Origin of the sequence: Mesorhizobium sp. ISC25, assembly GCF_042295465.1 — a bacterium.
Taxonomy (GTDB): domain Bacteria; phylum Pseudomonadota; class Alphaproteobacteria; order Rhizobiales; family Rhizobiaceae; genus Mesorhizobium.
The window spans coordinates 1,946,136-1,963,946 of record NZ_CP135441.1 but is presented as its reverse complement, the minus strand read 5'-3'; the positions used below and the strand labels follow the sequence as shown (position 1 = coordinate 1,963,946).

Genomic DNA, 17,811 nt, shown 5'->3' with positions numbered 1-17,811 from the left:
TGTTTGATGCATGTCGTAATAGCAAAACCGCTGCACACTTTTGCGCGACATGCATTAACCCTGGGGCGGTTGGTGAAGCGGACGGTGGATAGTGGACGATCTGCCGAGATTGCAAAACGCGCCAAAACATTTTATGGAGCGCACGGTCGTGAGGGCGGCCGCTTCAGCAGCATTCAGCAGCAACAGCGAGAATTGGCACGCATGCCCAATGAACCCTTGCGCCTCGTGGCGTTCTTCGCCGTGGTCCTGGCGCTTCTCAACTCCGGTTATTATTTCCACCAGGGCGACATTGTCGCGACCATCTATTTCATGATCGGCGCCATTCTTGTGACCGCGGTCACCCGGATGAGCATCAGAAGGCAGCTGATCTAGGACCGATCTTCTTATCTGGCCGCCATCTCGACGGCTGGTTCGCTTCGACTGCGATCGAATTGAAAGCAAAGTCTTAGGACTTCGTTTGCGCTGTTGCTTCAAGGTAACCGGCTGAAGCAGGAGCAAAAAGCATGCAGATCGATTTGTCCCCGACGAGCTGGGGCAGGGTCGTGGCGGTTACCGTCGCTGGCACCGTGGTCTGCATTGCAGCCGCGTTCTTCGTCGATTCCTTCAATTTCCCGTATTTGTCGCCGGAAGCGCTGTGGCGGGCGCAGCTCACCGACCTGCTGCTGCCGCTTGTCCTGGCCAGCTCGTTCTTCTTTTTCCTGATGTGGAAAATGCGCCAGCTGGCCATCGCGCAAAAGGCACTGGCCATCGTGGCAGCGACCGACAGCCTGACGGCGGTATTCAATCGCGGTGCGTTTTCCATGCTTGTCGAAGCCTATCTCGAACAGGCCCGCGGCCATTCCGTCGTCAACGCCGGCGCCTTGCTGATTGTCGATGCCGATCATTTCAAGTCCGTCAACGACCACCTTGGCCACGACTGCGGAGACCAGGCGCTCAAGCTGATCGCCAGGACGATCCAGGATCAGCTGCACGGTGCCGACATAGTCGGCCGGATCGGCGGTGAGGAATTCGCTGTTTTCCTTCCCGGAGCCGATCGGTCGCAGTCCTGGTCGGTGGCCGAGGCAATCCGCCGCCACATTCGCGAGGCGGAGTTCTCGCCTGGCGGCCGACCGTGTCCTCTCTCGGTCAGCATCGGCGGCGTCGCCTTCAGCGGGCCGACCACCTACGCCGAAATATTCGTGGTTGCGGACAAGCACCTTTACAGGGCCAAATCGAACGGCCGCGATCAAGTCAGCTTCGAAGCCGCGCTACCGGGCAACCCGCCGGGCGGTCGCCTAATGACGGTCCATTGACGGTCGTTTCTGTCAGGCGGCGTACCCGCCATGGCCCCGGGCAACGGGTTTGACAGACACCGCCGGCTGAGCGGCCGGCCAGAGAACGCCTGCCGTCACGGCAAAGGTGATCAGGGCGTCGCGTGCCGCTTCGGCCGAGATCTCGCCGGCACGTGCCGCCTCGCAGGCCTTTACCGCGGCGCCATAGCTCAGCCGCCGGCGCGAAGGCGGGAATTCAGTCAGGAATTCGTGCATCTCGGAGAACGAAGCGATCGTACGCTTGTAGCCTGCGCCAACGGTTAGGGCGACCGGGGTGGAAAACGTCCTGTCGTGCATTCTGGCCTCTCGAATGGGCGGAGGTCACGGCGGACGCCGTTCTCCGGTCTGGGGGTCGGGCAGAAACGCGGATCACGGCGCGAGGTTCCATGTTGCCGGGATTGTTTTTTCGCCGGCTCTGGGAGCGGTCGCCGGGCGAGCAGCGCCAGCGGCGAGGCGGGTGCCTATTTCCACATGCCGCGCATGCGGGCGCCGAGGTCGACACGCACCTGCGGCTGGTGGCGCGGATCGTCTCTGGCCTGGACGCTGGCCCAAGCCACCTGCTCGAAGGCGCCGAGGATCGAGCGCGGGATGAAGCGCGTGCGCGAGGCATAGACATGGCGGTCGCCGCGCGCCGCCTGGCCGTGGACGAAAAAGCGATGCGGCATGACCAGGTGCAAGCTATCCTTGGCCCGCGTCATCGCCACGTAGAGCAGCCGCCGCTCCTCATCGACGTCCTCCTTGCTGCCGACGCCGAGATCGATCGGGATGCAGCCGTCGACGGTGTTGAGCACAAAGACGTTCTTCCACTCCTGGCCCTTGGCCGAATGGATGGTCGACAGGATCAGATAATCCTCGTCGCGGTGCGGCGGGCCGGCCTCGTCGCTGGTCGCGTCCGGCGGATCGAGCGTCAGCTCGGTGAGGAAGCGCTCGCGCGAGGCATAGCCGGAAGCGATCTGCTCGAGCTGCAGGAGATCGGCCCGGCGCGTCGTTGCATCCTCGTGGATGCGTTCCAGATGCGGCTCGTACCAGAGCCTGACCTGCTCGATGTCGGCCGGCCATTTCTTTGCGCCGCCGCGCAGGCCGCAATAGAGCGCGACAAAGCCCGGCCAGTCGTCGGCGGCACGCTGCGGCGGCCGATAGCGGGCAAGCCCCATCGTCTCGTCGAGCGAATTTGCCATGGTCTCGACAATCGCATTCGCGGCCGAAGGGCCGATGCCGGGCAGAAGTTGCAGCACGCGAAAGCCGGCGACGCGGTCGCGCGGGTTCTCGGCAAAGCGCAGCACGGCCAGCACGTCCTTGACGTGAGCGGCATCGAGAAATTTCAGCCCGCCGAATTTGACGAAGGGGATGTTGCGGCGCGTCAGCTCGATCTCCAACGGGCCGCTATGGTGCGAGGCGCGAAACAGCACCGCCTGCGCTTTGAGAACGGTGCCGGCCTCGCGTTCGGTGAGTATCGCCTGGCAGACATAGCTCGCCTGCTCGATCTCGTCGCGCACGCTCACCAGCTTCGGCTTTTCTGCCGATTTGCGCTCGGACCAGAGATTTTTGGTGAAACGTTCCGACGCTTCGCCGATCACCGCATTGGCCGCCGCCAGGATCGTCTCGGTCGAGCGGTAGTTGCGCTCCAGCATGACGACCTCGGCCGGCTGCGCGAACTGCTTGGGAAAATCCAGGATATTGCGCACTTCCGCGGCGCGGAACGAATAGATCGACTGCGCGTCGTCGCCGACCACCGTCAGCCCCGATCCGTCGGGCTTGAGCGCCGTCAGGATCGATGCCTGCAGCCGGTTGGTGTCCTGGTATTCATCGACCAACACATGGTCGAAACGTGCACCCAGATGCGCGGCGATTTCCGGCTCGCCGGCCATCTGCGCCCAGTAGAGCAGCAGGTCGTCGTAATCGAGCACGTTCTGCGCCTGCTTGGTCTCGACATATCTGGCGAATAATTGCTTCAGCTGTTCGGCCCAGCCGGCGCACCACGGGAACACCGAACCCAGCACCTCGCCGAGCGGCGCCTGTGCGTTGACGGCGCGCGAATAGATCGCAAGGCAGGTGCCCTTGGTCGGGAAGCGGGCTTCGGTCTTCGAAAACCCAAGCTCGTGGCGGGCGAGATTCATCAGGTCGGCAGAATCCTCGCGGTCGTGGATGGTGAAGGCCGGATCGAGACCGATCTCCAGCGCATAATCGCGCAGCAGCCTGGCGCCGATGCCGTGGAACGTGCCGGCCCAGCTCAGCGCATCGGTGATGACAGAAGCATCGCGGCCCAGCACCTCGCCAGCGATGCGCTCGACCCGCTTGGCCATTTCCGCTGCGGCACGGCGCGAAAATGTCATCAAAAGGATGCGGCGGGGGTCGGCACCCCTGACGATCAGATGCGCGACCCGGTGCGCAAGTGTGTTGGTCTTGCCGGAGCCGGCGCCGGCAATGACCAGCAACGGTCCGGCGATCTTGCCGTCGCCATGTTCGACGGCAAGCCTCTGCTCGGCGTTGAGCTTTGCCAGATAGGCCGGCTGGAAGGACGAATCACGGGCGGCGAGGTTCATCGCCCATCAAGCATCGTTTCTGCTTTGTTCGCAACGGTTTGCGGAGCCGGAATAGGGCTCGTGAGCGAAGAAGCCTTGCGGGCAGGCCCGTCGACTAGCGCTCGGGCTCGACGCCCATCCTTGCCGATTGCCGCCGCAGCGCCTCGCGATCGTCCTGTGGCGGCGGCAGCAGCAGCGGATCAAAATCGTCGGGCACCTCGTCGATCACTTTCTTGGCGACGCGATAGGCGACATAGACGATTGCCCCAGCAATGAGCAGACGGATCATGCCTTCCTCCATTGATTGTGGAGCAACCGGAGACGCGGCATTTTGTTCCCCGGCTCCTTGGCGAATGCGGGAACGACACCGGCCGCGCAACCAAATCGCCGACGCCTCGTTGTCGGGCGAGAGGAGACTGCGATGAAAAAGCGCTCAATCCTGCTACTTGTGGCAGCTCTGACTGTTGCGGGTTGCGACAACAACATCCAGCCGACCAAGGCCCCTGGCGACACGGTCGAGCAGAACCCGCAGGTCGACAAGAATCCGGTGCCGAAGTCGACGACCGGCGGCGATCAGCCCGGCACGCCGCCGAAACAATGACCACCTGAAATAGCATCGGCACCGGTCAAAGAGGTGGCCGGCGCCGCTTGGGAGGAAGCTGATGGCGCCGGCCAGGCGGAGATCAGGCCCGCCGCACATCCAAGGATAGCCGAGTCTTTCCGCAGCGTCATGGTCGATAGCGTACAGACGGCACGCCCCTGTGGACAAACCTGCCGGCCACGCCAGCGTTTGTTCATCAACACATGGAACAAACCCGCCTGCTGCGTGTTTGGGTGTCGATCGGACGCTCCCAAGGCCGCCGTTCACGAAAGAACCCGCTCTCCTTGTCCCCCCTCAGGATAGCGGGTTCTTTTTGCGTCTTGCGGGAGTCGCCGCCAGGCGGGTTGACTTACCAGCTTGCCGGTTTTCGCGCCTTATGCGGCGAACCGGGGCTCCAGCCCTTGCGAAGCATGGTTGTCCCGTGCAAAAGCGCGGCCATGCTGATCATCAACGACCTTTCGCTCCGCATGGCCGGACGCCTGCTTCTCGACCATGCCTCGCTGACCTTGCCGGCCGGCAGCAAGGCTGGCCTTGTCGGCCGCAACGGCACCGGCAAGACGACCATGTTCAAGGCGATCACCGGCGATCTCGCCTCCGAGACCGGCTCTATCAGCCTGCCCAAGAACACGCGCATCGGCCAGGTCGCGCAGGAAGCGCCGGGCACCGAGGAGCCGCTGATCGAGATCGTGCTCAAGGCCGATCTTGAGCGGAGTGCACTGCTCGAAGAGGAAAAGACGGCGACCGATCCGCACCGCATCGCCGACATCCACATGCGGCTGGCCGATATCGATGCGCACTCGGCCGAGTCACGCGCAGCCACCATTCTCGCCGGCCTCGGCTTCGACGACGCGGCGCAGCGGCGCCCGGCCTCGTCCTTCTCCGGCGGCTGGCGCATGCGAGTCGCGCTGGCCGCCGTGTTGTTTGCCGAGCCCGATCTGCTGCTGCTCGACGAGCCGACCAATTATCTCGACCTCGAAGGCACGCTGTGGCTGGAAAACTACGTATCGAAATACCCGCACACCGTGCTCTTGATTTCGCATGATCGCGACCTGCTCAACCGCGCCGTCAACTCGATCGTCCATCTCGACCAGAAGAAGCTGACCTTCTGGCGCGGCGGCTACGATCAGTTCGAGCGCCAATATACCGAGCAGCGCGAATTGCAGGAGAAGGGCCGCGTCAAGCAGGAAGCCGCGCGCAAGCATATGGAATCGTTCGTCGAGCGCTTCCGCGCCAAGGCGTCGAAGGCGAGGCAGGCGCAGTCGCGCATCAAGGCGCTGGAGAAGATGAAGCCGATCGCCGCGATCGTGAACGACACGGTGCGGCCGTTCTCCTTTCCGGAGCCGGTGAAGACGGTGGCCTCGCCGATCATTGCGCTGAACAACGTCAATGTCGGCTATATCGAGGGTGCGCCGATCCTGAAAAAGATGACGCTGCGCATCGATGCCGACGATCGCATCGCGCTGCTCGGCGTCAACGGCAACGGCAAGTCGACCTTCGCCAAGCTTTTGGCCGGCCGGCTGAAACCGGAGACCGGCAGCATGACCGTGGCGCCCGGGCTGAAGGCGGCAATCTTCGCCCAGCACCAGCTCGACGACCTGAGGCCCGACGAAAACGCTTATGAGCATGTCCGCCGGCTGATGCCGGACGCGCCGGAATCCAAGGTGCGCGGCCGCGTCGCCCAGTTCGGCCTGACCACCGAAAAGATGAACACCGCCGCCAAGGATCTGTCCGGCGGCGAGAAGGCGCGGCTGCTGATGGGCCTGTCGGCCTTCGAGGGGCCGAACCTGTTCATCCTCGACGAGCCGACCAACCATCTCGACATCGACAGCCGTGAATCGCTGATCCATGCGCTGAACGATTTTCCTGGTGCCGTCATGCTGATCTCGCACGACCGCCATCTGCTCGAAGCGACCGCCGACCGGCTGTGGCTGGTCAAGGACGGCGCGGTCAATCCGTATGACGGCGACCTCGAAGATTACAAGACGCTGGTCACCGGCGTCTCCGGCGACCGCCGCGGCAAGCGCGAGGCGGACAAAGCCTCGAAAGCCGACCGCCGCCGCGATGCAGCCGCGCGCCGCGCCGCCTTCGAGCCGCTGGCCAAGGAAATCCGCGCCACCGAAGCGCTGATGGACCGCCTCCGCAAGCGCATCGACCTGATCGAGGACGAACTCGCCAACCCGGCTGTCTACGAAAAGGACCCCTCGACCGCGACAAGGCTGGCCAAGGAGCGCTCACAACTTGCGCAACAGCTGGCCGGCCACGAGGAAAAATGGCTGTCGATGTCGGCGGAGTACGAGGAAGGCACGGCGGAGTAGGTGAGCGTAATCTCCCCCCTCGTGGGGGAGATGCCCGGCAGGGCAGAGGGGGGCGCTGTCCCGCCAGCCTGACAGCCATTTGGAGCCGCCGGTGGTGGGAGTTTGATCAAGAGCGAGTCACACCGACGACGTTAGCGATCCTTCACGCCCCCCTCTGTCCTGCCGGACATCTCCCCCACTTGGGGGGAGATTGGCTCGCCATCTGGCCCTACACCTGGTTGTCCAAAGCAGTTAGTTTGCTCCCATGAATCAGCACGCCAAGCTTAAAATCGGCCATTCGGCCTGTCCGCATGATTGCCCTTCGACCTGCGCGCTCGAGATCGAGGTGCTCGACGCCAGGCGTATCGGCCGCGTCCATGGCGCCAAGGCCAACAGCTATACGGCCGGCGTCATCTGCGCCAAGGTCGCCCGTTACGCCGATCGCGTCCATCATCCCGACCGCCTGCTGAAGCCGCTGGTCCGTGCCGGCGCCAAGGGCGAGGGCGTATGGAAGGAAGCGAGCTGGGAGGCCGCACTCGACCTTGTCGCCGAAAAATTCATCGCGGCAGAGGCAAAATTCGGCTCGGAGACGGTCTGGCCCTATTACTATGCCGGCACGATGGGTCTGGTGCAGCGCGACGGCATCGAGCGGCTCAGGCACGCCAAAAAATACTCCGGCTTCTTCGGTTCGATCTGTACCAATCTGGCCTGGACCGGCTGGATGATGGGCGCCGGCGCATTGCGCGGCCCCGATCCGCGCGAAATGGCAAAGTCCGACTGCGTGGTGATCTGGGGCACCAATGCCGTGGTCACGCAGGTCAACGTCATGACCCACGCAATCAAGGCGCGCAAGGAACGCGGCGCCAAGATCGTCGTCATCGACGTTTACGAGAATGCGACGATGAAGCAGGCCGATCTGGGCCTGGTGCTGAGGCCCGGCACCGACGGCGCACTGGCGTGCGCGGTGATGCATGTGCTGTTTCGTGACGGCATGGCGGACCGCGCCTATCTGGAAAAATGCACCGACGATCCGCACGGTCTGGAAGCGCATCTTCAGACGAGGACGCCGCAATGGGCCGCTGATATCACCGGGCTTTCTGTCGACGAAATCGAGGCCTTCGCCCGTATCGTCGGCACGACGAAGAAGACTTATTTCCGCCTCGGCTACGGTTTTTCGCGACAGCGCAACGGTTCGGTCAACATGCATGCCGCGGCCTCGATCGCGGCGGTCACCGGCTGCTGGCAGTATGAGGGCGGCGGCGCCTTTCATACCAATTCGGGCATCTTCAAGCTCAACCAGGAACTGCTCGAAGGCACGCGGATGCGCGACCCCGCGATCCGTCATCTCGATCATTCGCGCATCGGTCCGGTGCTGACCGGGGCTGAAGATGCGCTCTATGGCGGCCCGCCGGTGACGGCGCTGCTGATCCAGAACACCAATCCGGTCAATGTCGCGCCGGAGCAGCGGCTGGTGAAGCAGGGTTTTCTGCGCGACGATCTATTTTCCTGCGTGCATGAGCAGTTCATGACCGACACCGCCAAACTCGCCGATGTGGTGCTGCCGGCGACGATGTTTCTCGAGCATGACGACGTCTACAAGGGCGGCGGCAACCAGCACATCACGCTCGGGCCGAAGCTGATCGACCCGCCGGAAGGACCGCGCACGAATCATTTCGTCATCGAGGAGCTCGGCAAAAGGCTCGGTGTCGCCGATCGCCCGGGCTTCGGCATGACCGAGCAGCAGCATATCGATGTCATTCTCGGCAAGCGCGGGCTGGGCAGCTTTTCGAGCCTGAAAGAGCAGAAATGGGTCGATTTGCAGCCGGATTTCGCGGCCGCGCACTTCCTGGACGGCTTCGGCCATGCCGACAAGAAATTCCATTTTCGCGCCGACTGGACGGGCCAGGCGTCGCCCAATCGGCCACCGAAAACCATGGGCCTGTTCGGGCCGGTGGCGCGCCTGCCGGAATTCCCCGATCATGTCGACCTGATCGAGGTGGCGGACGAGGCGCACCCGTTCCGGCTGACCACCTCGCCGGCGCGCAATTTCCTCAATTCGACCTTCACCGAAACGCCGGTGTCGCAGGCAAAAGAGCGCCGGCCGGAGCTGCTCGTGCATCCCGATGATGCGGCGGCACTCGGCGTCGCCGACGGCGGCCGCGTCGAAGTCGGCAACCAGCGTGGCGAAGTGGTGCTGCACGCAAAGCTGTTCGACGGCATCAAGCGCGGCGTCGTGGTCGCCGAAGGCATCTGGCCGAACAGCGCCCATGAGCGCGGCGAGGGCATCAACGTGCTGACCGGCGCCGATGCGCCGGCGCCCTATGGCGGCGCCGCCTTCCACGACAACAAGGTCTGGCTGCGCCCGGCGGATTGAGCGTCGGAACGATATCTCCATCCGGCCGTTTTCGCGTGGCGGGTGGAGGCATTGTCATGGCAGAAGTGTTGCCGGCGCCGGATCCCATCGGAAGGACACTGTCGTCGGGCGAATTGGTAACCACTATGTCCCACTTTCATCGCGCCGAGATTGCGCGCATGGCTGGGTGGCGCGACCGCCTGGACCGGACGAGCAACTGGGCGATAACGGTTGTCGCGGCGATGCTGTCCGTCTCGCTTTCGACAGCCAGCGCTCACCATGGCGTGCTGCTGTTTGCCATGCTGCTTGTTCTGCTGCTGCTGTGGATAGAGGCGCGGCGATACCGCTTCTTCGACTTCTATCGGGCTCGCGTGCGCCAGTTCGAACGGCACTATTTCGCGCAGGTATTCTCGCCGCAGCCGGATTTCGCGTCCGATTGGCTGTTGATCGTCGGCGAGAGCCTGCGCGCGCCAAAATTCCTGATTTCGCAACGAGTGGCTTTGGCGCGCCGTCTGCGTCGCAATTACATCTACATGCTGCTGATCCTGCTGCTGGCCTGGATCCTCAAACTGTCGACCCCCAGCCTCTTAAACGAAGGCGTCCGCATCGGTTTCGTTGGGTCGATGCGTGAGGCCGTCACCAGTGCTGCCTTAGGCCCAGTTCCGGGCGCGGTCATCGTCGTGCTGGTCGCCGTCCTCTATGCAGGTCTATTGGTGGCAGCCTTTCTGACGGAGAGCGACGACGGCGAACTCTCCTTCGGTGACGTCCACGTCTAGCAACGCCCTGTCTGGCAACGCAACGCGCTGTCGCGCGTTGTGGGGCAGTTGCATTGGGCGGTGGGGGTTTCATGGCTTGGCAGGCTCCGATACGTTCCAGCCTTGCGCTGCTGGTTTGCGCGTTCGTCCCCGCAGGCGGGGCCTGGGCAGCGGAGACGCTCGTTGCCGGTACCCGGGCCTCGGGAATGGGCGGTTCGGGCGAAGGCGCTTTCGTCGCCGAGATCGTGCTTCTGCTGCTTGTCGGGCGCGGCCTGGGCGAAGTGCTGCAGCGCTATGGCCAGCCGGCAATCATGGGCCAACTGATCGGCGGCATCCTGCTCGGTCCTTCGCTGTTCGGCTGGCTGTCGCCGTCGGCCCAGCACCTGGTCTTTCCCAGCGATCCCGCGCAAAAGGGCATGATCGACGCGGTCTCGCAGCTCGGCATCCTGATGTTGCTTTTGCTGACCGGCATGGAGACGGACCTGCGGCTGGTGCGCCGGGTTGGCGCGGCCTGTTTTTCCATTTCGGCTACCGGCGTCGTGGTGCCCTTCATCTTCGGTTTCGCGCTGGCGCAGTTCCTGCCGGACGCATTGCTGGCTGACCCCACGCAACGCACCGTCGCCGGGCTGTTCCTGGGCACCGCGCTGTCGATCTCGTCGGTCAAGGTCGTCGCCATGGTGGTGCGTGAGATGAACTTCATGCGCCGCAACCTCGGACAGGTGATTATTTCCTCGGCGATCATCGAGGACACGATCGGCTGGCTGGTCATCGCCGTAACCTTCGGTATCGCCACCAATGGCAGGCTGCAGCTCGTGCCGCTGGTGACCACCATCGCCGCGGTGGCACTGTTCATGGTGTTCTCCTTCACCATTGGCCGCCGTCTTGTCTTCACCCTGATCCGCTGGACCAACGATCAATTCCGCAGCGAGTTTGCGGTGATCACCATGATCCTCATCATCATGGGAGCGATGGCGCTGATCACCAATCTGATAGGCGTCCATACCGTGCTGGGGGCGTTCGTCGCCGGCATCCTTGTCGGGGAATCGCCTATCCTCTCCAGCCATATCGAAGGCCAGCTTCGCGGCGTCATCACCGCGCTGTTCATGCCGATCTTCTTCGGCATGGCGGGGCTTTCCGCCGATCTCACCGTGCTCGCCGATCCGACGCTTGCCATGCTGACGGGCGCACTCGTGGTCATCGCCAGCATCGGCAAGTTTGGCGGCGCGTTCATCGGCGCCAAGCTCGCCGCCATGTCGTTCAAGGAAGCAATCGCCGTCGGCAGTGCCATGAACGCGCGCGGCTCGACCGAGGTGATCGTCGCCAGCATCGGCCTGTCGATGAACATCCTGTCGCACAATCTCTTCACCATGATCGTCACCATGGCCGTGATCACCACCTTGGCCATGCCTCCGATGCTGCGCTGGGCGCTCGGCCGGCTGCCGGTTGGGCACGACGAGCAGCAGCGTGTCGAGCGCGAGGCGTTGGACGAATACGGCTTCATTTCCAGGCTGGAGCGGCTGCTGGTGCTGGTCGACGACAGCAGGATCGGCAAGTTCACTGCCTATCTCGCCGGACTGGTCGGCGGAGGCAGCGGCATGCCCACCACCTTGCTTCGCCTGCCCACCACCTTGCTTCAGCCGAAAGACGGCCGAATTGACAGGCCAACCGACAGCAAGGGACAGGAGCGCGCCCTGCAGGAAATCAAGAAGGGTGCAAGAAAAAGCGCCCAGGCGGTGAAACGGATCGAAGATACGCTTGTCGATAAAGTCCACCTGACGGCCCGCACCGAATTGGAAGCCACGGGTAAGACGATCGCCGAAGAGGCCCGCAAGGGATACGGCCTGTTGCTGGTCGGCCTTGACGATGTGCTGACCGCCGATGGCGCCTTTGCACCGGCCCTCAACGACATTGCCGCAGGATTTGATGGCCCGCTTTGCCTGGTCCTGAACGGCGGCAATGCTGCCGAAAAGATGCCGACGCTGAAGGCCGGCACCAGCATTCTCGTCCCCGTCAACGGTACCCAGGTGGCGCGTCGCGCCGCCGACTTGGCACTGGCGCTGGCCCGTCCAAACCGGGCGCGGATCAAGGTTCTCTACGTCTCGCAAAGGGCAGCCAAGGGCCGCAGGTCGACATCCGTGTCGCATAGCCGCGAAGAGGCCGTGCTGAAAGACATCGCCGATCTGGCGGGCCGGTACGGCCTGCATGTCGACACAGCGTTCCATACCCGCGTCACACCCGACAAGGCGATCGCCCGGGAGGCGGCCAAAGGCGCGGCGATCGTCGTGATGGGCGTTACCCAACGTCCGGGTGAGGACCTGTTCTTCGGCGAAACCGCCGGCGCTGTTTTAGCCGCCTGCAACTGCCCCGTCGTGCTTCTGGCCAGCGCGCGGCCCAAGCATGAAACCGCTGGCGCTGAACTGGCAGCGTGATTTTCATTGCCTATTGATCCGTCGGCAGGCATGTCGATCGAGGCTCTGAAAGCGCTGATCAGCCAAACGTAAAAGAACTCGAACCGAACGGTTCGGTTCTGTTGACGGAGCGTACGGGGAGCGGTGAACGCCGGCTCACAGAATGTTAGCGCCGCAAATCACACCTGTCTGCATAACTAACTGAAAAGAAAGAAGAACATTGTGGCGGGAGGAGCCGCATGTCGAATTTCAAGCGGCCAATTTGGCGCACCCGTACAAAATTTTCGTGATTGGAAACGACAGGCTTGCCGACCCATCTCGGGGTGGTCCGAGCGACGCGAATTCCTCCCAAGGCACGCCACTTGACGGACAGACCAAAGAACTACCGGAGTACCTGAAATGACCAAGATCGCTCTTACCGCCGCCGCCATCTTTGTTGCCACCGGCACTGCTTTTGCCGGCAGCGACCACTATGGCTCGGACAACGTCAAACAGCCGGCCGCTCCTTCAGCCAACGTCGACAACACGTTCACCGGCTCGATCCGCAAGCCGGTTACTCCCGAGCATACCGGTGCCAAGGCAACCTCCGAGTCGGTGGCGCCTGAATCCGGCCAAGGCATCTGGGGCCGCTGATTATCACGGCCCCGGAATACAAGAGCGGCGGGCTTGGCCCGCTACTCTTGCTTTCGCGTATCAGCCGGGATGAGCGCCGGATAGCATCCTGCGCCGATCGAATACTTTAATTTGCAGGTTTCATCTGTAGCCATGATCTCGGTTACTGAAATCGTCCAGCAACATGCACGTCGGAAAAAGCCGATGCGTATTCGTCGGCGCGGGCAGCGCTCTCATCTCGAATGCGTCGAAAGCAACGACAACTCACGAATGACCAGTACACTGGAGTACCTGAAATGACCAAGATTGCTCTTGCCGTCGCCACCATCGTCCTCATCGCCACGGGCAGCGCCTTTGCCGGCAGCGATCACTATGGTTCGGACGGCGTCAACCAGCCGGCCGCGGCTGTTGGCAACGCGCCTGTCGGCACTATCGACAGCGGGTTTACCGGTTCCATCCGCAAGCCGCTGACGGCTGAGCACAACGCGGTCGACACCGAGGCGACCACCCGCTTCGGCACGGATCAGCCCGTAGTGCCCCAATCTGGCCGGGGCAACTGGGGCCGATAGGTCCTCAAACCCCGGAGCACAAAGAGCGGCGGGCTTGGCCCGCCGCTCTTGTTTGTGCGAAGCTCGGTCGGTCGAAAGGATCGGCGATCCTTCCCCCGGCCTGTTGGTAATCCCTAACGCAGATCCTTCGGCCAAATGCAGTGCGTCAGCCGGGCGCTGCCGAAGCTGAGACCGGCCCAATCGCCATCGACATCGAACCGAGCCAGGGCCGCGGTGGGGAATTTTTCCGCCAGCTTCTTCAGCGCCGCTTCATCCGATCCAGCCCCGGCAAGACCGCGCGCGAACTCCTCCAACCCGGGATTGTGGCCAAGCACCAGCAGCGTTCCGGTCCCCGCCTTTACTTGCCGAACCTTGGCGAGGATGTCCGCCGCCGCTGCCTCGTAGAGCGCCTGGGCAAATTTGGCCTGCACCTTCGCCGGCAATTCCGCCGAGACCAGCCGCCACGTGTCGCGGGTGCGCAGTGCCGGCGATACCAGCGCCAGCTCCGGCAGCCAGCCGCGCCGGGCCAGTTCGCGTCCGACCAGCGGCGCTGCCTTTCGCCCGCGCCCGGACAGCGGCCGGTCGAAGTCGATGAGGTCGGGATCATCCCAACTCGACTTGGCGTGACGCAGGAGCAGCAGTTGCTTCATGGATTCAAAATAAGGCCGAAACGTCGCGTGCGCCATGCACGGCGCGGACGATCTCGACCCGCTGTTCGGCCAGCCGATAAAGCACGAGATAATTGCCGATCGTCAACGCACGCACATCGGCAGCGATGTCGGGCCTCTTGGGACCGGATTCCGGGAATGTGCCCAATTGCACGATGCGCTCGGCAATAGCATCCAAAAAGCGGTCCACGGCAAGCGGGTTATCCCTTGCAATGCCAAACCAAATATCGATCAGGTCGTCTTCTGCCGCCGGACTGCGGACAATGCGGATGTCAGCCATTCCGCCGGTTTTTGCCGGTGTTGCCCAACCGGCTGCGGGCTTTCTGTTTTATGTCCTCGATGTCGAACGGCGCAAACGGACCGCTCTCCAGCCCTTCCGACCAGGCTTTTCGCAACCGCTCCGCTTCGGCCTCGCGCAAGGGCTGGCGAAGCCGCCATTCGCGCAGTGCCTCGCGGATCACCTCACTTGCCGAACCGTACTGCCCGCTGGCCACCGCGCCTTTGACCATGTCCAGCAGTTCCGGGGAAAGCGCTACGCTGACTTTTTCGACTGTCGCCATCAAGCCGTCTCCTCGCGAAGACGGTAGCAAAATTTGCTACCAAATTCAAGAACTGACTCTTACGGCGTTATCCGCGCCAGGTGCTCGAGATCGGTCTCTTCGCGCAGCGGGTCGGGCGCGATCACCACCGACGTGGCGTTGTCGGCATCGTCGGCGAAGCGCGAAAACACCGTGCGGCCGCCCTCCATTCGCGCCTTGCCTTCGGCGACCAGCCCCAGCGCCAGCGGATAGAGTTGGTGCTCGGCCTTGAGCACGCGCGCGGCCAGCGTATCCTCATTGTCGCCGACCATCACCGGCACGGCGGCCTGGGCGATGATCGGCCCATCATCCATGTCGAGCGTGACGAAATGCACTGTGCAGCCATGGATGCGCATGCCTGCGCGGATGGCTCGAGCGTGCGTATCCAGCCCCTTGAAGGCAGGCAGCAGGGCAGGGTGGATATTGACCATGCGGCCCTGCCACTTCTCGACGAAACGCGCGCCGAGGATGCGCATATAGCCGGCCAGCGCGACGATCTCGGCGCCGAAAGAGACCAGGGCCGCGTCGATCGCCCCGTCATGCGCTTCCTTGCTGGCATGGTCCGAGCGCGAAATCACCCTGGTGGCGATGCCGCGAGCCGCGGCGATGCCGAGACCGGCGGCATTGGCGCGATCGGAGATGACGCCGACGATCTCGGCCGGATAGGCCGGGTTGCCCGCCGCCGCGATCAGCGCCGTCATATTGGAGCCGCGCCCCGAAATAAGCACTACGGTGCGTTTTCTGGTCATAGCCCGATCGAGCCCCGATAGATGACGCCGGCATCGCGGCGCGGCACGATCTGGCCGATCGGCGTCACCGTCTCGCCGGCCTCCTGCAGAACGGCAGCGACCTGCGCCGCCTGGCCGGAGGCGACGACCAGGACCATGCCGATACCGCAATTGAAGGTCCGCATCATCTCTTCCGGCGCGACGCCGCCGGTCTTGGCCAGCCACGAAAACACCGGTGGCACCTCGATGGCCCCGAGATCGAGCTCGGCCGAAAAATCCTTGGGCAGAACGCGCGGGATGTTTTCGGGAAAGCCGCCGCCGGTGATATGGGCCAGCGCCTTGATGCCATGCGTGTTGCGGATCGCCTTGAGGACCGACTTGACGTAGATGCGCGTCGGCTCGAGCAGCGCCTCGGCCAGTGTCGCCTCGTCATTGAACGGCGCCGGATCGTCCCAGCCAAGGCCGCTTACGGCAACGATGCGGCGGACCAGCGAAAAGCCGTTCGAATGCAAGCCCGACGAGGCAAGGCCGAGCAGCACATCGCCTTCGACGATGTCGTCGGTCGGCAGCAGCTGGCCGCGTTCGGCGGCACCGACGGCAAAGCCGGCAAGGTCGTAATCCTTGTCGTGATACATGCCGGGCATTTCCGCCGTCTCGCCGCCGATCAGCGCGCAGCCGGCCTGCCGGCAGCCGGCGGCGATGCCACTGACGATCGAAGCACCCTGGTCGGGATCGAGCTTGCCGGTGGCGAAATAGTCGAGGAAGAACAGCGGCTCGGCACCTTGCACGACGATGTCGTTGACGCACATGGCGACGAGGTCGATGCCGATCGTATCGTGCTTGCCGGCATCGATGGCGATCTTCAGCTTGGTGCCGACGCCGTCATTGGCGGCCACAAGCACGGGATCGGTAAAGCCGGCTGCCTTGAGATCGAACACGCCGCCGAAGCCGCCGATTTCGCCATCGGCGCCCGGCCGGCGGGTTGCGCGCACCAGCGGCTTGATCTTCTCGACCATGAGGTTGCCGGCATCGATGTCGACGCCCGCTTCGGCATAGGTGAGCCCGTTCTTGCGCTTGCTCATTTCCGGCGCCTGCTCATCTGTTGCGCTTGCCTGTCGCTGGTTTCATTCGCTTGCGGGCTCTTCGCATGAACGGTTTTGCCCCGCAAGGCAAGCGCGCGATGATGGTGTTTTCAGTTGGATACCGGCGGAACCGGGCGCGATATACTCCAACAGTAAAAAGAAATCCCCGCCAGAATTGCGGCGAGGCCACCGACGGTGGCAAGAGACCTGATTTCGCCGTCGAAGGGCAGGATTCCATACGAGAAGCCGGCGGCGACCAAAGCCGCCGCGGCAGCCCACAGACCTGGATTTGCAACGACCGACCTCGCGAACAGGAATGCCATGACCGCAGCCGTCAGCCAAAGGGGCCAAGAGACGACCACGCCCACGGCCAGCTCAAGAGCGAAGGCCCACAGAAGATCTTGCGTCGCTATGTAGCGGTGCGGGGTTCCGAAGGATGCGAAAGCCAGGAGACTTTCTGTCAGTCCGGCCAGATAGCAAAGCGTGACTCGCCAAGCGATTGTGATTCTCTGCGCCATCGTCGTTCGGCAGTTGGGAAAATAAGCTATTGCTTTCCCGGGCTCTTCGCATGAACGGCCGCACCTCGCAAGGATGACGGCGGGATCAGACGGTCTTGGCTCGACAAAAGAGTGGACAGTCGCCCAAGTTGCCGCCCTTACGGACGCCCCTCTCGTTCCGCCAGAACCATGTCGACGCGGTCGAGTTGTGCCTTGGCGTAGCCGCTCAGCGCTATTCCGCTATTGTTCGTTCGAATCCAGTGCACAGCCTGCTTCACCCGCTCGTAGTGCCCAAGTTCGATTTCGCAGGCAATCAGCGCGAGGATCCGAACTGCGAAGGGCTGTGTGAATTCGTAAGGTTTGTCGAGCAACTCGCTATGTCCGGCGACGTAACTGGCGAGGTCCGGGTTCTGAGCCCTGATCCGTCGCGCCAGCTCGACATATTTCCCCAGCAACCTATCTATGCTCGTCTGGTCAAGGTGCTCGAAGTAACGAGCATAAGCTTTCAGCTCATTGTTAAATATCGTTTCAGGATGAAACTGCGACAGTCCGGGCCAGATCCATTTTTTGCCGTACAGCCTTTCAAGCAACGGCCTGACGGTAAGAAAATCCAGGTAAACGAGCATGTTCACATGAACATCGCCATAGCTCGCAGTAAAGGCCTCTTCGAGAATCAGGCTGATATCGTCGCTCCGGTCGACTTCGAAGACGCCTTTCCGGATGCGGCGAAAGCCATGTCCCGTCATGAACGTATCGAGATACTTACGCGCTTCGCCAACGGCCAAAGACAAGGTTCCACTCCCTCTTTGTTGCGCCATGGTGCCTTGATGGTTGCCGAAGAGTCCAGCCACTGCG

The 17,811-nt window shown here is 63.0% G+C and carries 19 protein-coding genes; 10 read left to right on the top strand and 9 right to left on the bottom strand.

Going from position 1 to position 17,811, the window contains the following annotated elements; genetic code table 11:
• Positions 1-6: 6 nt before the first annotated feature.
• Together RQ479_RS09965 and RQ479_RS09960 are read left to right on the top strand one after the other, a co-directional pair.
• Positions 7-372: a hypothetical protein gene (locus tag RQ479_RS09965; protein WP_292665273.1), complete on the top strand. Its 366-nt coding sequence runs from the start codon at positions 7-9 to the stop codon at positions 370-372.
• A 131-nt stretch (positions 373-503) separates the two neighbouring features.
• A complete protein-coding gene (locus RQ479_RS09960; protein ID WP_376704954.1) occupies positions 504-1,292 on the top strand; it encodes a GGDEF domain-containing protein in 789 nt (262 codons plus the stop codon).
• 12 nt (positions 1,293-1,304) lie between these two features.
• On the opposite strand, the gene RQ479_RS09955 is transcribed toward RQ479_RS09960, so the two are convergent.
• From RQ479_RS09955 to RQ479_RS09945, 3 genes are all read right to left on the bottom strand, one after another.
• On the bottom strand, positions 1,305-1,607 hold the full coding sequence (locus RQ479_RS09955; RefSeq protein WP_352468988.1) for a DUF982 domain-containing protein: 303 nt from the start codon (positions 1,605-1,607) through the stop codon (positions 1,305-1,307).
• A gap of 164 nt (positions 1,608-1,771) precedes the next feature.
• Entirely contained in the window at positions 1,772-3,853 is a 2,082-nt protein-coding gene (locus RQ479_RS09950; protein WP_376704953.1) for an ATP-dependent helicase, read from the bottom strand.
• A gap of 94 nt (positions 3,854-3,947) precedes the next feature.
• Positions 3,948-4,121, bottom strand: coding sequence for a hypothetical protein (locus tag RQ479_RS09945; protein WP_023677660.1), 174 nt, complete (start codon positions 4,119-4,121; stop codon positions 3,948-3,950).
• Between the two features lie 132 nt (positions 4,122-4,253).
• On the opposite strand from RQ479_RS09945, the gene RQ479_RS09940 reads away from it, so the two are divergent.
• The 7 genes from RQ479_RS09940 (at position 4,254) to RQ479_RS09910 (ending at position 13,424) form a co-directional block, all read left to right on the top strand.
• Positions 4,254-4,433 (top strand): membrane lipoprotein lipid attachment site-containing protein, encoded by a 180-nt coding sequence (locus RQ479_RS09940; protein WP_023719775.1) that lies wholly within the window; start codon positions 4,254-4,256, stop codon positions 4,431-4,433.
• A 437-nt stretch (positions 4,434-4,870) separates the two neighbouring features.
• Positions 4,871-6,748, top strand: a complete 1,878-nt coding sequence (locus RQ479_RS09935) for an ABC-F family ATP-binding cassette domain-containing protein (protein ID WP_376704952.1) — start codon at positions 4,871-4,873, stop codon at positions 6,746-6,748.
• 244 nt (positions 6,749-6,992) lie between these two features.
• Positions 6,993-9,101, top strand: a complete 2,109-nt coding sequence (locus RQ479_RS09930) for a molybdopterin-dependent oxidoreductase (RefSeq protein ID WP_376704951.1) — start codon at positions 6,993-6,995, stop codon at positions 9,099-9,101.
• 56 nt (positions 9,102-9,157) lie between these two features.
• A complete protein-coding gene (locus RQ479_RS09925) occupies positions 9,158-9,856 on the top strand; it encodes a DUF2270 domain-containing protein (protein ID WP_292659350.1) in 699 nt (232 codons plus the stop codon).
• A 71-nt stretch (positions 9,857-9,927) separates the two neighbouring features.
• Complete coding sequence (locus RQ479_RS09920; RefSeq protein WP_376704950.1) at positions 9,928-12,264, top strand: cation:proton antiporter; 2,337 nt, start codon at positions 9,928-9,930, stop codon at positions 12,262-12,264.
• A gap of 378 nt (positions 12,265-12,642) precedes the next feature.
• Positions 12,643-12,876 carry a DUF680 domain-containing protein gene (locus RQ479_RS09915; RefSeq protein WP_376704949.1) on the top strand — a complete coding sequence of 78 codons (234 nt, stop codon included), beginning with the start codon at positions 12,643-12,645 and terminating at the stop codon, positions 12,874-12,876.
• A gap of 275 nt (positions 12,877-13,151) precedes the next feature.
• The gene (locus RQ479_RS09910) at positions 13,152-13,424 is read left to right on the top strand and encodes a DUF680 domain-containing protein (RefSeq protein ID WP_352469237.1); all 273 of its coding nucleotides are present in this window, start codon (positions 13,152-13,154) and stop codon (positions 13,422-13,424) included.
• Positions 13,425-13,537: 113 nt separating this feature from the next.
• Here the strand turns inward: RQ479_RS09910 and RQ479_RS09905 are convergent, their stop codons facing one another.
• From RQ479_RS09905 to purM, 5 genes are read right to left on the bottom strand one after another with little or no spacing between them, the layout of a single operon-like run.
• Complete coding sequence (locus tag RQ479_RS09905; RefSeq protein ID WP_352469236.1) at positions 13,538-14,053, bottom strand: histidine phosphatase family protein; 516 nt, start codon at positions 14,051-14,053, stop codon at positions 13,538-13,540.
• Positions 14,054-14,057: 4 nt separating this feature from the next.
• Positions 14,058-14,351 carry a type II toxin-antitoxin system RelE/ParE family toxin gene (locus tag RQ479_RS09900; protein ID WP_376704948.1) on the bottom strand — a complete coding sequence of 98 codons (294 nt, stop codon included), beginning with the start codon at positions 14,349-14,351 and terminating at the stop codon, positions 14,058-14,060.
• Positions 14,344-14,631: a type II toxin-antitoxin system ParD family antitoxin gene (locus tag RQ479_RS09895; protein ID WP_352469234.1), complete on the bottom strand. Its 288-nt coding sequence runs from the start codon at positions 14,629-14,631 to the stop codon at positions 14,344-14,346. Before RQ479_RS09895 ends, RQ479_RS09900 begins: the two co-directional genes overlap by 8 nt.
• A gap of 59 nt (positions 14,632-14,690) precedes the next feature.
• Positions 14,691-15,398 carry a phosphoribosylglycinamide formyltransferase gene (gene purN, locus RQ479_RS09890; RefSeq protein ID WP_352518053.1) on the bottom strand — a complete coding sequence of 236 codons (708 nt, stop codon included), beginning with the start codon at positions 15,396-15,398 and terminating at the stop codon, positions 14,691-14,693.
• Complete coding sequence (gene purM, locus RQ479_RS09885; RefSeq protein ID WP_376704947.1) at positions 15,395-16,459, bottom strand: phosphoribosylformylglycinamidine cyclo-ligase; 1,065 nt, start codon at positions 16,457-16,459, stop codon at positions 15,395-15,397. The genes purN and purM overlap by 4 nt, the downstream gene beginning before the upstream one ends.
• 65 nt (positions 16,460-16,524) lie before the next feature.
• Here purM and RQ479_RS09880 point away from each other — a divergent pair, with 65 nt between their 5' ends.
• Complete coding sequence (locus tag RQ479_RS09880) at positions 16,525-17,031, top strand: hypothetical protein (protein WP_376704946.1); 507 nt, start codon at positions 16,525-16,527, stop codon at positions 17,029-17,031.
• 83 nt (positions 17,032-17,114) lie between these two features.
• Here RQ479_RS09880 and RQ479_RS09875 read toward each other — a convergent pair whose 3' ends face one another.
• The gene (locus RQ479_RS09875) at positions 17,115-17,807 is read right to left on the bottom strand and encodes a hypothetical protein (RefSeq protein WP_352518052.1); all 693 of its coding nucleotides are present in this window, start codon (positions 17,805-17,807) and stop codon (positions 17,115-17,117) included.
• Positions 17,808-17,811: the final 4 nt, after the last annotated feature.